This is a genomic window from Streptomyces sp. NPDC007205 (assembly GCF_040634095.1).
Lineage (GTDB): Bacteria > Actinomycetota > Actinomycetes > Streptomycetales > Streptomycetaceae > Streptomyces.
In genome coordinates this window covers 61,230-75,276 of sequence record NZ_JBEYEW010000002.1, presented here as the reverse complement: position 1 = coordinate 75,276, position 14,047 = coordinate 61,230, and the positions used below count along the sequence as shown (strand labels likewise).

Here is a 14,047-nt window from a genome sequence, read left to right as displayed (position 1 = left end):
GCCGCGGGGCAACGCCTTTTCCCGGGCCTGCGGTTCTCCCGGGCTCGCGCTTTCCCGGAAGCCCGCGGTGTCCGATTCCTTCAAGACCGGACGGTCCGGGCCTGCCTACGGTGGCCGCATGACTGCACAATTCGCCCTGATCGGCGTGGTGACTTCCGACATGGCAGCCTCGCTCGCCTTCTACCGTCGCCTCGGCCTCGTCTTCCCCGAGGGATCCGAGGAGCAGCCGCACGTCGATGCGGAACTGCCCGGGGGACTGATCTTCGCCCTGGACACCGAGGAGACCGTCCGTTCCTTCTCCCCCGGCTGGCGTCCGCCCGAGGGCGGCGGCCGCATGGGGCTCGCCTTCCGGTGCGGCTCGCCCGCCGAGGTCGACGCCCTGTACGAGGACCTGGTGGCCGCCGGGTACCACGGGGAGCTGAAGCCGTGGGACGCATTCTGGGGACAGCGGTACGCCACCGTGCACGACCCCGACGGCAACGGCGTCGACCTGTTCGCTCCGCTACCCGCCGCCGAGTAGCTTCCCGAGCGGTATACCCGTCAACTCCCGGACCTCACGGGCGAGGTGGGGCTGGTCCGCGTACCCCGCGCGGACGGCCGTCTCGGCGTACGGCGTCCCGGAGCGGGCCAGCGCCAGCGCCCGCTGCAGACGCAGGATGCGGGCCAGGGTCTTGGGGCCGTAGCCGAACGCGCCCAGGCAGCGGCGGTGCAACGTGCGGGTGCCGATGCCGAGTTCGGCGGCCGTGGCGGACACCGGGCGGCCCTCGTCCAGGCGCTCCACCAGCCGGTGCATCAGCGGGTCGGGGGCGGCGGTGCGCTCGGCCTGCTCCAGGGCGATGTCCTCCAGCGCCGTCGCCGGATCGGGTGCCGCCTCGACGCGGTCGCGCAGCCGCCGGACGCGGGCGGCGGGCCAGAGGTCGGCCAACTCGGCTCGCAGGTCGCGCAGTTCGTGCGCCGGTACGCCGAGCAGGGCAGGAGCGGTACCGGGGAAGAAGCGGACATCCGCCCAGAAGCGGGACGGGCCCTCGGGGACGTAGGGGCCGGTGTCAGGGCCCGCGACCAGCAGCCGGCCCTCGCTCCACAGCAGGTCCATGCAGCCGTCGGGCAGCACGGGGCCGCCACCGGCTCCCTCCGGGGTGTTCGTCCACACGACAGCGCCGGTCAGCCGGGACGCCCGCTCCGTGTACACGGGGACCAGCCTACGTCGCCGACGGTGCCCGCCGCCGGGCGTGCGGCGCGACCGCCGGCTCGACTCGGGCGCCGGTCCGGGGACGCCGGAGACGCCGGGGTGCGTATCGCGCCGTTCGGCGCCGCCTGCCGTCCCTCGCTCGGATCTCCGGCACCGCCCCCGGTGCCGGGGGCTCCGAACAGCGGAAGACCGTGCCGGGTGCGGAAACGGCGGGCGTAGGCGGCGGTGACCGCGGCGGCCAGGGCGAGCAGCAGGAACGAGAGGACGCGGCCGAGCAGCGGCACCACGTCGGTCGGCAGCGTGGCGGCGGCGAGTGCGCCGATGCCCCCGTCGAGCAGCTGCTCGGCGCCCCACACCACGGTCAGGACGCGCAGGCCCCGGCGGAACTCGGCAAAGTCCTGCCACATCCCCGCCCGTATCCGGGCCGCCGGACCTCGGTGCAGGCGCTGTCCCAGCTGGAAGGCCAGCGGCCTGCCGGTGAAGCCGGTGCCGAGCACCCAGCCGCCGACCACCAGGGACAGCGCCGCGTCCTTGAACAGCAGGATCCGCGTGCTGCCACCGATCAGGGTGGTCAGCGCGGCGGCGGCCAGCAGCACGGTGAAGAACAGGTCCACGCCGTCGATGCGGCGCTGCCGGACCGCGCCGGTCACCAGGCGCAGGGCGGGTGGCGCGCCGCTGAGCAGCAAGGCCGGGCCCTGTCCGGCGCCGAGGGCGCGGGCCGCGTAGTAGACGAGGAGCGGCAGGACGAGGTCGACGGCGATCGACAGCAGCGGGCCGTGGACGGACCCGCCCGTACTCGCCCCCGTACTCGCCCCCTTCCTCTCATCCGCGTTGGCCCCCGCGTTCGCTCCCGTGCGCGCCCGCCGCTCCCGGCCCGTCATGTCCGCCACGTCCACCATGTCGTCCGCCTCCTCGCCCCGCGCCATGCCCGCTGCCGGACAGCACCGGCCTGCGGAAAAACGCTAGGTGAGGGGCAGTGCGGGGCGGATCGGAGCACGGGTGGAGAGACGGGTGGAAGATGGGTGGAACACCGCATCACTCACCGGGTGGAGACCCGTCCCCCTCAGGCCCGGCCCCCGCTTCGGCCGACCCGGTGTTCCTTCGGGCTCACGTTCCCGTTCCTGGCCTGGTTCGTCGCGGACGATCTCGGCCGTCTGACGGTCCGTGCCGCCTACCTCGTCCATCCGCTCGACGTGGGCGCGCCGGACGCGCCGGACGCGCCGGAGACGGTCGGCCGGCTCGCCCGTGCAGCCGTGGGCGCTCGGGTACGGCGGCTGGTGCTGCTGTCGGCCTGCGGCGAGGAGCAGGCCTTGCCGACGCGCCGGCAGCCGGGGGACCCGGACGCTCTGGCACCGACCCGGAACCTTTCACCGAGCCCTGGGCCGTCTGACGTCGACGCGGAGCCGTTCACCGAGCTCTGGGCAGTCTGACATCGACACGGGGCCGTTCACCGAGGCTGTACAGCGCCCGTGAGAGCCGCGGCGCGTCCCTCACTTCTCCGGCTCTGTCGTCCCCTCCGTCCCCCCGTCCCCGCCCGGCTCGTGCGGATGCCGGCCGTTGGCCTTGTGGGCGTGGTGGGGGTGGTGGGGGTGCTTGGGGTGGGTGCGCAGGCGGGACGTGACGTCCTCGGGGGGCAGGAAGCGGGACCAGCGCTCGGGGAACTCGGAGGGCATGTCGGGGTCGTCGGGGTCGGTGTCGCGGGCCGACGTGGCCCGGGCGACGTACTCGGCGACCTGGGTCTCGCGGATCCGTTCGTTGGCCGCACGGGCGGCGGCCGTGGCGGCGGCGGGCCAGACCCGGTCGATGGCGGCGTTCACGGCCGCGCCGACGAGGACGGCGAAGGCCGCCACACCGATCCACAGGAGGACGGCGACGGACGCGGCGAGGGAGCCGTAGATGGTGGCGCCCTCGATGGTGTGCACGAGGTAGATCCGCAGCAGGAAGCTGCCGAGGACCCACATGGCCAGGGCGACGAGGGCGCCGGGGACGTCCTCGATCCAGGGGGAGCGGACCGGCACGGAGACGTGGTACAGGGTCGTCAGGAAGGCGATGGACAGGACGATGACGACCGGCCAGTACAGGACCTGCACGACCGTCTCCGACCAGGGCACCACCCGCACCACCGCGTCGGGGCCCGCCACCATCAGCGGCAGTGCCACCGAGCCGATCAGCAGCGCCACGATGAACAGCAGGAACGACATCATCCGGGTCTTGACGATGCCCCGGACGCCGTCGAGGCCGTACATGACGGTGATGGTGTCGATGAAGACGTTCACGGCGCGGGAGCCGGACCACAGGGCGAAGACGAAGCCGATGGAGATGACGTCGGGCCGGCCGCCCTTCATCACGTCGTGCAGGATCGGCTGGGTGATCTCCTTCACGCCCTTGTCGGACAGGACCGTCCGCGAGGCGTCGAGGATGTTGGTCTCCAGGCTGCGGATGGTGTGGGCGCCCGTCCAGGTGTCGACGTAGGCGAGCAGCCCGATGAGGCAGAGCAGCAGCGGCGGCACGGACAGCAGCGTGAAGAAGGCCGCCTCGGCCGCCAGGCCCAGGATGCGGTACTCCATGCAGGAGTTGACGGTGTCCTTGAGCAGCAGCCAGGCGGTCCTGCGCTTGGAGACGTTCCGGTAGAGGGCCCTGGCCCGGTGAAGGCGACCGGCGGGCGGCTCGGGGGGTTCACTTGCTGGCTGCACGACCCAAAGGTATCCGCAGCACGGGACCGCCCTCATCTTCCGGGGCGGGTGACCGCATCCGGCGCGCCCGGCGGTGCCGCTGTGCCACTCTGGAGGTCATCACCGCCGCCGTCCCGGGTAGGTTCGCAATCATGGCAGGCCTTTCCACCCACACCGTGACGAACCAGCCGCCCCCGCTGGTCGGCTACGACCTCTTCACCGCCGACCGGGCCCTCGTGGCGGCCGTCGAGCGGCACACCGGCCCGGACGTGCTCGACGAGGTGCGCGCGGAGCTATCCGCGCTGGGCCGCGCCGCCGGTTCGGCGCAGGTGCAGGAGTGGGGGGCGCAGGCGAACGAGCACCCGCCGCGGCTGCGCACCCACGACCGGTACGGCCACCGGATCGACGAGGTCGACTTCCATCCGTCCTGGCACCGGCTGCTCGGCAAGGGTGTGTCGGCGGGCCTGACCGGGGCCTGGATCCGGCCGTCGGGGCACGTTCGCCGGGCCGCCGGGTTCCTGGTCTGGACGCAGGCCGAGGCGGGCAACTGCTGTCCGCTGTCGATGACGCACGCGGCCGTGCCGGCGCTGCGCACCGACCCGGCGCTCGCCGCCGAGTGGGAGCCGCGGCTGACGTCCACGGTCTACGACCGGGAGCTGCGGCCCGCCGGGCGGAAGGCCGGCGTGCTCTTCGGTATGGGCATGACCGAGAAGCAGGGCGGCAGCGACGTCCGCGCGAACACCACCGAGGCCCGGCCGCTCGGCGAGGCCGGCGCGTACACACTGACCGGGCACAAGTGGTTCTGCTCGGCGCCGATGTCGGACGCATTCCTCGTGCTCGCCCAGGCCCCCGGCGGCCTCACCTGTTTCCTGGTGCCGCGTGTCCTGCCCGACGGCAGCCGCAACGTCTTCCTCGTGCAGCGGCTGAAGGACAAGCTGGGCAACCGTTCCAACGCCTCCGCCGAGGTGGAGTTCGCCGGCACCTGGGCCCGCCGGGTCGGTGAGGAGGGGCGCGGGGTGCGGACGATCATCGAGATGGTCGCGGCGACGAGGCTGGACTGCGCTGTGGGCTCGGCGGGCCTGATGCGGCAGGCGGTGGCGCAGGCGATCCACCACTGCACCCACCGGGAGGCCTTCGGCGGGCGGCTGCTCGACAAGCCGCTGATGCGCAACGTCCTCGCCGACCTCGCGCTGGAGTCCGAGGCGGCGACCACGCTCGCCCTCCGGCTCGCGGCCGCGTACGACGACGGCGGCGAGCAGGAGCGTGCCTTCCTGCGGCTGGCGGTGCCGGCCGCCAAGTACTGGATCACCAAGCGATGTGCGCCCGTCGCGGTCGAGGCCGCGGAGTGCCTGGGCGGAAACGGTTACGTCGAGGAGTCGGGTCTGCCCCGGCTCGTACGGGAGTCGCCGCTGAACTCCGTCTGGGAGGGGGCCGGAAACGTGCAGGCGCTGGACGCGCTGCGGGCGCTGCAACGGGAGCCGGGCGCGCTGGACGCCTGCCTGACCGAGATCGGCCGGGCACACGGCGCCGACCACCGCCTGGACCGCGCCGTGAAGGACCTCTTCACCGAACTCGCCGACCTGAGCGACATCGAGGGCCGCGCCCGCCGCCTGGTGGAGCGCCTCGCCCTGGTCCTCCAGGGCTCCCTGCTGGTCCGCTTCGCCCCACCGGAGGTAGCAGACGCTTTCTGCGCCTCACGGTTGGGCGGTGACCACGGCGCGTCGTTCGGAACCTTGCCGACGAGCTTGGACCTGGAAGCCGTTGTGGAACGAGCACGCCCGATTTCTTGAGCACGGGCCGCGCTGTCCTGCCTCAAGGGGCGCGGGGAACTGCGCGAGGGGCCACCCGCAACCCGCAGCCGCCGACGCGCCCCCACCACGCAGCCGCTGCCGCGAAGTCGGCCGGATTCCCGGAGGGGGTGGTGCTGCGCCGACACGGCACCACCCCGCCCACCTGGGCCCGTTGAGCCCGCGGACGCGACAAGTCTCGGCCACCCTTGGACCGTCCACCAGGGTTGCAAGGGGTTGCAACTTGTCGGGGCACGTGCTGCTGGATGCGTGCCTCCGGTCTGTCCGGAGCGGCAGTATGAGAGGCACAGCCGGACCGGAAACCGCCGCCCGGACGGCTTGACAACTCTGTTCGACGCTCTTCCGGGAGGACCCCCGTGGTGAACCCGCCGATGAACGTGGCGCGCCTGGCCGCCGTGGACGCGGCACAGGCGGCGCGGCTGCTGAGCGAGGCACGTGACGCCACGCTTGCCGGTCGGCGTGCGAGGATCGCACCCCGGCCGGTGATCGAGCAGTCCTGGGACCGGATGCTGCGCAGCGGTGTCGATCCCGACCGCGACTTCAGGTCCGGACTGCTGTCCTTCGAGGAAGTACGGCGGCGGCGCGAGGAGTCACCGCTCAGGCATGTCCTGCCGGTGCTGCGTGAGGGTCTGCTTTCGGTCGCCGATGTGGCCCAGCACATCATGGTCGTCGCGGACGCCGACGGGCGGGTGCTGTGGCGGGAGGGGGCCCCGCCGGTGCTGCGCAAGGCGGACGGTCTCGGTTTTGAACTCGGCGCGGACTGGCGGGAGGACGTCGTCGGCACCAACGGGGTGGGCACTCCGGCGGTCGTACGACGGCCCGTCCAGGTCTTCGCCGCCGAGCACTTCGTCCGCTCGCACACCTCGTGGACCTGCACGGGCGCGCCGATCACCGACCCCAGGGACGGGCGGCTGATCGGTGTCGTGGACGTCAGCGGCCCGCTGGAGACGATGCATCCGGCGACCCTCGCCTGGGTCGACTCGGTGGCCAAGCTGGCCGAGGCCCGGCTGCGGGAGCTGCATCTGAACGCGCTGGAGCGGCTGCGGTCGGTGGCGGCTCCGGTGCTGGCCCGGCTGGACGGGCGGGCGCTGGTGGTGGACCGGGACGGCTGGACGGCGGCCGTGTCGGGGATGCCGTACGTGCGGCGCGTCGCGCTGCCCAAGTCGCTGGTGCCGGGCTGCCGGTGGCTGCCGTCGCTGGGTTCGTGCGTGGTGGAGCCGCTGGCCGGGGGCTGGTTGCTGCGGGCGGCCGAGGAACCGCTCGGCACCGCCACGCGGATCGTGCTGGACCTGGCCAGGCCGCGCCGCAGCACCCTGACGGTTTCCGGGTCCGCGGGTTCCTGGTCGCGTCAACTCAGTCCCCGGCACGCCGAGTTGCTGTATCTGCTCGCGGCCCACCGGTCCGGCCGCGGTGCCGCGGAGCTGGCCGGGGACCTGTTCGGGGATCCCTCACGCACGGTGACGGTACGGGCTGAGATGTCCCGGGTCCGGCGGTACTTCGGGGAACTTCTCCAGCACCGGCCGTATCGCTTCCGTGAGGACGCGGAGATCGAGGTGCTGCTCCCCGACGACCCTCGTGACCTGCTGCCTTCGTCTACGGCGCCGGCGATCACGCGGAGCCGGACGGCCGCGCGGGGCGGCGGGCCCGTGACTCGGTGAGCGTGTCTTCCGCGGATGTGCGGCGTCTTCACCCTGCGCGGGCCGTTACTGCCGTAGCATCCCCTAGGGGGCGCCCCGGTTGACCACTGCTCCAACGTACGGATCATCAGGCGCAGTTGGACCGTCGGCGCCGGCGCGCACCGGCGGCGGAGGAGCCCTGGAAGAGGGGACGAGATGAAGCATCGCGGCAGACATCGCCGGCGCAGGCGGGGTGCTGCACTGCGCGCGGTCCTGACCGGGACCGCGCTGGCGCTCACCGCGGCCGCCACCCTGATCAGCGTCTCCCAGGCGGGTGTCACCGACAGCCCCGGCGCGCTGAGGCCGCTCTCCTCGGCGGAGACCGGCCGGCTGCGGCTCCAGGAGCACCTGGTGCCCACGGGTGCGCTGAACCGGCTCTCCGCCGCGATGGGCCGTCCGGTCGGGGTGGACGCCGTGCTGGCGAGCGCCGACCGCGGGATGCGTGCGTCCGCCGACTGCTCCTCCGCCGACCGCGCGTCCCTGCCCGTCGCCCCGGCCGCCACGCGCGCCTACTGCTGGGACCCGGCCGACTCCGCGGGCACGGCTTGGCGGCCGGCGTCGGTTACCACCTCCGGGGACGCGGACGACGACGGTGTCTGGGGCGCCCACCGGGTCGTCCTCGCCGGCTGGACCCACAGCGCCGCCACCGGCCGGGCCGACGAGCGGGGTCTGGCCAGGGTCGCCTTCGTGAACGCCGACGACCCCGCCCGGCTCGCCTACCGCTGGGTGCTGCTGGTGGTGCCGGTCGACGGCGGCCGTGACTACCGGGGGCTCGGCTCCGGGATATCCGGGATGGTCTGGTACCAGGACAAGCTGCTGGTCACGGCCAGGACCGGCAGCGCCGACGCGCTGTATGTCTACGACCTCGACCGGATCCAGCGCGCCGGCGTCGACGGGCCCGCGATCGGCCGGGTGCCCGGCGGCTGGTCCGCCGACGGCTACCGGTATGTGATGCCCGCGGTCGGCTCGTACCGCTTCACCGCGGGCCGCTGCGCCCGCTCCGGGCCGCCCTGTCCCGGCGCGCTCGCACTCGACCGGGGCACGGTCCCCGACAGCCTGGTCGCCGCGGAGTGGACCGCGCCGGACGGGGACCGGAACGCGCGGCTGTGGCGGTATGCGTTCAGTACGGATCCCGCGCGCGGCGGGCTGCTCGCCACGGATGGCGCGGGGCGGGTGACGGCGGTGGAGGCGTACCGGACGCGGGCGGCCGGGATCCGGGGCGTGCTGTCGTACCGGCAGCCCGGGGCGGAACAGCCGTCCTGGTATGTGGGACATCTGCCCGGTTCGGGAGACGGACACGGCGGCCTGTGGCGGCAGGACTCCACGGGAGCGAAGGCCGCGCACTGCGGCGCGGACGCCTCGCACCGCTGCTGGGCACAGTCGGCGGGGTCGCTGTCCTACTGGCAGGAGACGGGGGAGGTGTGGTCCATGTCCGACCGCATGCTCTTCGCCCTCCCTCTGCCCGACCTGGACCGTACCCTGGGCTGACCCGGCCGCCGCCGGGCCTGTCCCGGTCGTCCCGGGCGGAGCCGGCCGATCGACAGACCGGGTGCCGGGATGGTTCCCTGGCCCCCATGAGCAGCGTCCCCGTCACCACCTGGTCCCTGGAGCAGACCTCGCCGGCCGATCTTCTGGCCGCCGCCGCGCCCGAGGGCGACGTACGGGTCGTCCGTGCCGAGGTGCCCTCCCCCGAGTTCAGCCGCTTCCTGTACGCGTCGGTCGGCGGCGACATCCACTGGACCGACCGGCTGGACTGGACGTACGCCCGGTGGCAGGAGCATCTGGACCGGCCCGGCGTGGAGACCTGGGTGGCCTACGACCGGGGCACCCCGGCCGGCTATGTGGAGCTGGACCCGCAGGACGAGGGTGTCGTCGAGATCGTCTACTTCGGTCTGCTGCCCGCCTTCCGTGGCCGGCGCATCGGCGGGCATCTGCTGTCGTACGGTACGGCCCGCGCCTGGGACCTGGCCGAGCGGTGGCCGCGGCGGACACCGACCAAGCGGGTGTGGCTGCACACCTGCAGTCTCGACGGCGAGTTCGCCATGGACAACTACACACGGCGCGGCTTCAAACTGTTCGACACCAAGGTCGAACCGGAGCCGGAGGTGGCGCCGCCGGGGCCGTGGCCCGGGGCGTACCCCACCTGACAGTCCTTCCCCGACAGTCCTTCCTTGACGGCCCTTCCCTGACAGACCTTCCCTGACAGCCCGTCCTGACCGGCCCGTCCCTGATAGCCCGTCCGACCTGGCGGGACAAGCCTTCCCGCAGCGTTTGTGAGCGATGACACCCTTGTTCCACATTTCGGGACAAGGGTGTCCGCATGTTGGATAAAGCTGGACTGTGTCCAGATCGCCGTGACACGCTTCCGTCATGCCTGGAACTGGAATTGCCTTGGTGAGTCGGCGGCACGTCGACCTCGGCCGCATGTCCAGCGCCATCTGTCCGGCGAGCTGAGCCTCCAGCACCGCCGCGAACCCCCGTACCCGATTCTCCTTGCGCAAGGACGCGCACGCCTGCCCGCGTGCGCGCTTCTGTGCAGGTCAGAGCTGATTCCCCCCGGTCCCGAAGGACGTAGAACCATGGCCGCCACTCCACCGAACCCCGCTGCCTCCGCGCCCCGCCGCAAGGTGAGCCGTCACCGTGGTGAGGGTCAGTGGGCCGTGGGTCACTTCACCCCGCTCAACGGCAACGAGCAGGTCAAGAAGGACGACGACGGTCTCAATGTGCGGACACGCATTGAGACGATCTACTCCAAGCGCGGCTTCGACTCGATCGACCCCGGCGACCTGCGCGGCCGGATGCGCTGGTGGGGGCTGTACACCCAGCGCAAGCCCGGGATCGACGGCGGCAAGACCGCGATCCTGGAGCCGGAGGAGCTGGACGACCGCTACTTCATGCTGCGGGTCCGCATCGACGGCGGTGCGCTCACCACCCGGCAGCTGCGCGTCATCGGCGAGATCTCACAGGAGTTCGCGCGGGGCACCGCGGACATCACCGACCGGCAGAACGTCCAGTACCACTGGATCCGGATCGAGGACGTGCCCGAGATCTGGGACCGGCTGGAGGGCGTGGGCCTGTCGACCGTCACCGCCTGCGGTGACACCCCGCGTGTGATGATCGGCTCCCCGGTGGCGGGCATCGCCGAGGACGAGATCATCGACGGCACGCCGGCGCTGGAGGAGATCAAGCGCCGCGTGCTGAACAACAAGGCGTACTCGAACCTGCCCCGGAAGTTCAAGACGGCCATCTCGGGGTCGCCGGTGCTGGACGTGGTGCACGAGATCAACGACGTGGCGTTCGTCGGCGTACGGCACCCCGAGCACGGCCCCGGCTTCGACGTGTGGGTGGGCGGCGGCCTGTCCACCAACCCCAAGCTGGGCGTACGGCTCGGCGCCTGGGTGCCGAGCGACGAGGTCCCGGACGTCTACGAGGGCGTCATCTCGATCTTCCGTGACTACGGCTACCGCCGGCTGCGCAACCGCGCCCGCCTGAAGTTCCTCGTCGCCGACTGGGGCGCGGAGAAGTTCCGGCAGGTGCTGGAGGACGAGTACCTGGGAGGGCGCAAGCTGGTCGACGGGCCCGCTCCCGAGCAGCCGGTCCAGCAGTGGCGCGACCACATCGGTGTGCACCGGCAGAAGGACGGCCGGTTCTACGTCGGTTTCGCGCCGCGCGTCGGCCGCGTCGACGGTGCCACGCTGACGAAGATCGCCGACCTCGCGGAGGCGCACGGCTCGGGCCGGGTCCGTACCACCGTCGAGCAGAAGATGATCGTCCTCGACGTCGCACAGGACAAGGTCGAGTCGCTGGTCGAGGGGCTGGAGGCGCTGGACCTCACCGCCCGGCCGTCCTCCTTCCGGCGCGGCACCATGGCCTGCACCGGCATCGAGTTCTGCAAGCTCGCCATCGTCGAGACCAAGCAGCGCGGCTCCACGCTCATCGACGAACTGGAGCGCCGGCTGCCGGACTTCGACGAGCCGATCACCATCAACCTCAACGGCTGCCCCAACGCCTGCGCCCGTATCCAGGTCGCGGACATCGGTCTCAAGGGTCAGCTGGTCCTCAACGACCAGGGCGAGCAGGTCGAGGGCTACCAGGTGCACCTCGGCGGCGCCCTGGGCCTGGAGCCGGGCTTCGGCCGCAAGGTGCGCGGTCTGAAGGTCACCGCGGACGAACTGCCCGACTACATCGAGCGGGTGCTCAAGCGGTTCCAGGCGGAGCGCGAGGCCGGCGAGCGGTTCGCCACCTGGGCTTCCCGCGCTTCCGAGGAGGCCCTGTCGTGAGCGAGCGGGCCGCACCTTTCTACTGCCCCTACTGCGGCGACGAGGACCTTCGGCCGAGCGAAGCTCTGGAAGGCGGCCACGGCGCCTGGGAATGCGCGGCATGCAACCGCGCATTCCAGCTGAAGTTCCTCGGGCTGCTCACCCGGGGCCTTCAGCGAGCCGACCACGGAGGGGACGACGGGATATGACGACGGCTCAGGAACAGCAGGGTACGACCGAGGGGTTGAAGGCGCTTGCCGAGCAGGCGGGCCGTGACCTGGAGGACGCCTCCGCGCTGGAGATCCTCCAGTGGGCGGTCGACACCTTCGGCGCCAAGTTCTGCGTGACCTCGTCCATGGAGGACGCCGTCGTCGCCCATCTCGCCTCGCGCGTGCTGAAGGGCGAGGCCCCCGTGGATGTGGTCTTCCTCGACACCGGCTACCACTTCCCGGAGACCATCGGCACCCGCGACGCCGTCGAGGCCGTGATGGACGTCAACGTCATCACCCTCACGCCGGCGCAGACGGTCGCCGAGCAGGACGCGGAGTACGGTCCGAAGCTGCACGACCGTGACCCCGACCTGTGCTGCGCGCTGCGCAAGGTCAAGCCGCTCGAAGAGGGGCTGAAGGGCTACCAGGCGTGGGCGACCGGCCTGCGCCGCGACGAGTCCCCGACCCGGGCGAACACCCCGGTCGTCGGCTGGGACGAGAAGCGGCAGAAGGTCAAGGTCTCCCCGATCGCCCGCTGGACGCAGGACGACGTGGACGCCTACGTCGCCGAACACGGCGTGCTGACCAACCCGTTGCTGACGGACGGCTACGCCTCGATCGGCTGCGCCCCCTGCACCCGCAGGGTCCTGGAGGGCGAGGACGCGCGCGCCGGCCGCTGGGCCGGGCGGGCCAAGACCGAGTGCGGGCTGCACGGATGACAACCACCCAGACCTCACAGTCTCAGGAGAACCACGTGACCACCGGAGCCACCGTCTGGCTCACGGGTCTGCCGAGCGCCGGCAAGACCACCATCGCGTACGAGCTGGCCGGCCGGCTGCGGGCCGAGGGCCACCGTGTCGAGGTGCTCGACGGTGACGAGATCCGCGAGTTCATCTCGGCGGGCCTCGGCTTTTCCCGCGAGGACCGGCACACCAACGTGCAGCGCATCGGCTTCGTCGCGGAACTGCTGGCCCGTAACGGCGTCAAGGCGCTGGTGCCGGTGATCGCGCCGTACGCGGACAGCCGGGACGCGGTGCGCAAGCGGCACGAGGAGAACGGGACGTCGTACCTGGAGATCCATGTGGCGACCCCGGTGGAGGTGTGCAGCGTGCGCGATGTGAAGGGGCTGTACGCCAAGCAGGCCGCGGGCGACCTCAAGGGGCTCACCGGGGTCGACGACCCGTACGAGGAGCCGGAGACGCCGGACCTGCGGATCGAGTCGCAGCACCAGACCGTGCAGGAGTCCGCGGCGTCGGTGTACGCCCTGCTGAGCGAGAGGGGACTGGCATGACGACCGTCGCCAAGGCCGCGACGGGCGGCGAGGGTACGGAGAGCCCGTACGCCCTGTCGCACCTGGACGCGCTGGAGTCCGAGGCGGTGCACATCTTCCGTGAGGTGGCGGGCGAGTTCGAGAACCCGGTGATCCTGTTCTCCGGTGGCAAGGACTCCATCGTCATGCTGCACCTGGCGCTGAAGGCGTTCGCGCCGGCGTCCGTGCCGTTCTCGTTGCTGCATGTGGACACGGGACACAACTTCCCGGAGGTCCTTGAGTACCGGGACCGTGTGGTCGCAGCCCATGGGCTGCGCCTCCATGTGGCGTCCGTCCAGGACTACATCGACCGGGGTGTGCTCAAGGAACGTGCCGACGGCACCCGTAACCCGTTGCAGACCCTCCCCTTGACGGAGAGGATCCAGGGCGAGCGGTTCGACGCGGTCTTCGGCGGCGGGCGCCGGGACGAGGAGAAGGCCCGTGCCAAGGAGCGGGTGTTCTCGCTGCGGGACGAGTTCTCCCAGTGGGACCCGCGCCGTCAGCGCCCGGAGCTGTGGAACCTGTACAACGGCCGGCACGCCCCCGGGGAGCACGTCCGGGTCTTCCCGCTGTCGAACTGGACCGAGCTGGATGTGTGGCAGTACATCGACCGTGAGGGCATCGAGCTGCCGCGGATCTACTTCGCGCACGAGCGTGAGGTGTTCCAGCGGGGCGGCATGTGGCTGACGGCCGGCGAGTGGGGCGGCCCTCGCGAGAACGAGGTCGTGGAGAAGCGCCTGGTGCGCTACCGGACCGTCGGTGACATGTCCTGCACGGGTGCCGTCGACTCCGACGCCACCACGCTAGACGCCGTGATCGCCGAGATCGCCGCCTCCCGGCTCACCGAGCGCGGCGCGACCCGCGCCGACGACAAGCTCTCCGAGGCCGCGATGGAAGACCGCAAGCGCGAGGGGTACTTCTAAGC

The 14,047-nt window shown here is 72.0% G+C and carries 15 protein-coding genes; 12 read left to right on the top strand and 3 right to left on the bottom strand.

Going from position 1 to position 14,047, the window contains the following annotated elements; all coding sequences use genetic code 11:
- Positions 1–118: 118 nt before the first annotated feature.
- Positions 119–520 (top strand): VOC family protein, encoded by a 402-nt coding sequence (locus ABZ624_RS03890; protein WP_360082307.1) that lies wholly within the window; start codon positions 119–121, stop codon positions 518–520.
- On the opposite strand, the gene ABZ624_RS03885 is transcribed toward ABZ624_RS03890, so the two are convergent.
- Both ABZ624_RS03885 and ABZ624_RS03880 read right to left on the bottom strand, forming a co-directional pair.
- The gene (locus ABZ624_RS03885) at positions 503–1,189 is read right to left on the bottom strand and encodes an AraC family transcriptional regulator (protein ID WP_360082305.1); all 687 of its coding nucleotides are present in this window, start codon (positions 1,187–1,189) and stop codon (positions 503–505) included. The two genes, ABZ624_RS03890 and ABZ624_RS03885, sit on opposite strands and share 18 nt — an antisense overlap.
- A complete protein-coding gene (locus ABZ624_RS03880; protein WP_360082303.1) occupies positions 1,162–2,115 on the bottom strand; it encodes a VC0807 family protein in 954 nt (317 codons plus the stop codon). The genes ABZ624_RS03885 and ABZ624_RS03880 overlap by 28 nt, the downstream gene beginning before the upstream one ends.
- A gap of 96 nt (positions 2,116–2,211) precedes the next feature.
- On the opposite strand from ABZ624_RS03880, the gene ABZ624_RS03875 reads away from it, so the two are divergent.
- Positions 2,212–2,619, top strand: coding sequence for a hypothetical protein (locus tag ABZ624_RS03875; protein ID WP_360082301.1), 408 nt, complete (start codon positions 2,212–2,214; stop codon positions 2,617–2,619).
- A gap of 60 nt (positions 2,620–2,679) precedes the next feature.
- On the opposite strand, the gene ABZ624_RS03870 is transcribed toward ABZ624_RS03875, so the two are convergent.
- Positions 2,680–3,882 (bottom strand): YihY/virulence factor BrkB family protein, encoded by a 1,203-nt coding sequence (locus tag ABZ624_RS03870; protein ID WP_360082299.1) that lies wholly within the window; start codon positions 3,880–3,882, stop codon positions 2,680–2,682.
- A 131-nt stretch (positions 3,883–4,013) separates the two neighbouring features.
- Between ABZ624_RS03870 and ABZ624_RS03865 the strand changes: the two genes are divergently transcribed.
- From ABZ624_RS03865 to cysD, 10 genes are all read left to right on the top strand, one after another.
- Positions 4,014–5,651 (top strand): acyl-CoA dehydrogenase family protein, encoded by a 1,638-nt coding sequence (locus tag ABZ624_RS03865; protein WP_360082297.1) that lies wholly within the window; start codon positions 4,014–4,016, stop codon positions 5,649–5,651.
- 389 nt (positions 5,652–6,040) lie between these two features.
- Positions 6,041–7,327, top strand: a complete 1,287-nt coding sequence (locus ABZ624_RS03860) for a GAF domain-containing protein (protein ID WP_360083171.1) — start codon at positions 6,041–6,043, stop codon at positions 7,325–7,327.
- A 174-nt stretch (positions 7,328–7,501) separates the two neighbouring features.
- Positions 7,502–8,833, top strand: a complete 1,332-nt coding sequence (locus tag ABZ624_RS03855; protein WP_360082295.1) for a hypothetical protein — start codon at positions 7,502–7,504, stop codon at positions 8,831–8,833.
- An 86-nt stretch (positions 8,834–8,919) separates the two neighbouring features.
- Complete coding sequence (locus ABZ624_RS03850; protein WP_360082293.1) at positions 8,920–9,492, top strand: GNAT family N-acetyltransferase; 573 nt, start codon at positions 8,920–8,922, stop codon at positions 9,490–9,492.
- A 223-nt stretch (positions 9,493–9,715) separates the two neighbouring features.
- Complete coding sequence (locus tag ABZ624_RS03845) at positions 9,716–9,799, top strand: putative leader peptide (protein WP_310739661.1); 84 nt, start codon at positions 9,716–9,718, stop codon at positions 9,797–9,799.
- Positions 9,800–9,924: 125 nt separating this feature from the next.
- A complete protein-coding gene (locus ABZ624_RS03840) occupies positions 9,925–11,625 on the top strand; it encodes a nitrite/sulfite reductase (protein ID WP_360082291.1) in 1,701 nt (566 codons plus the stop codon).
- Entirely contained in the window at positions 11,622–11,813 is a 192-nt protein-coding gene (locus tag ABZ624_RS03835) for a hypothetical protein (protein ID WP_360082289.1), read from the top strand. Before ABZ624_RS03840 ends, ABZ624_RS03835 begins: the two co-directional genes overlap by 4 nt.
- Positions 11,810–12,532, top strand: coding sequence for a phosphoadenylyl-sulfate reductase (locus ABZ624_RS03830; protein WP_360082286.1), 723 nt, complete (start codon positions 11,810–11,812; stop codon positions 12,530–12,532). The genes ABZ624_RS03835 and ABZ624_RS03830 overlap by 4 nt, the downstream gene beginning before the upstream one ends.
- A 35-nt stretch (positions 12,533–12,567) precedes the next feature.
- The gene (gene cysC / locus ABZ624_RS03825; RefSeq protein WP_360082284.1) at positions 12,568–13,104 is read left to right on the top strand and encodes an adenylyl-sulfate kinase; all 537 of its coding nucleotides are present in this window, start codon (positions 12,568–12,570) and stop codon (positions 13,102–13,104) included.
- Positions 13,101–14,045 (top strand): sulfate adenylyltransferase subunit CysD, encoded by a 945-nt coding sequence (cysD, locus tag ABZ624_RS03820; RefSeq protein WP_360082282.1) that lies wholly within the window; start codon positions 13,101–13,103, stop codon positions 14,043–14,045. The genes cysC and cysD overlap by 4 nt, the downstream gene beginning before the upstream one ends.
- Positions 14,046–14,047 lie beyond the last annotated feature (2 nt).

Coding starts and splice junctions, on each gene's coding strand:
- ABZ624_RS03890 (WP_360082307.1), top strand. CDS start 119: ATGACTGCACAATTCGCCCTGATCGGCGTGGTGACTTCCGACATGGCA.
- ABZ624_RS03880 (WP_360082303.1), bottom strand. CDS start 2,115: ATGGCGCGGGGCGAGGAGGCGGACGACATGGTGGACGTGGCGGACATG.
- ABZ624_RS03865 (WP_360082297.1), top strand. CDS start 4,014: ATGGCAGGCCTTTCCACCCACACCGTGACGAACCAGCCGCCCCCGCTG.
- ABZ624_RS03860 (WP_360083171.1), top strand. CDS start 6,041: ATGAACGTGGCGCGCCTGGCCGCCGTGGACGCGGCACAGGCGGCGCGG.
- ABZ624_RS03855 (WP_360082295.1), top strand. CDS start 7,502: ATGAAGCATCGCGGCAGACATCGCCGGCGCAGGCGGGGTGCTGCACTG.
- ABZ624_RS03850 (WP_360082293.1), top strand. CDS start 8,920: ATGAGCAGCGTCCCCGTCACCACCTGGTCCCTGGAGCAGACCTCGCCG.
- ABZ624_RS03845 (WP_310739661.1), top strand. CDS start 9,716: ATGCCTGGAACTGGAATTGCCTTGGTGAGTCGGCGGCACGTCGACCTC.
- ABZ624_RS03840 (WP_360082291.1), top strand. CDS start 9,925: ATGGCCGCCACTCCACCGAACCCCGCTGCCTCCGCGCCCCGCCGCAAG.
- ABZ624_RS03830 (WP_360082286.1), top strand. CDS start 11,810: ATGACGACGGCTCAGGAACAGCAGGGTACGACCGAGGGGTTGAAGGCG.
- cysD (WP_360082282.1), top strand. CDS start 13,101: ATGACGACCGTCGCCAAGGCCGCGACGGGCGGCGAGGGTACGGAGAGC.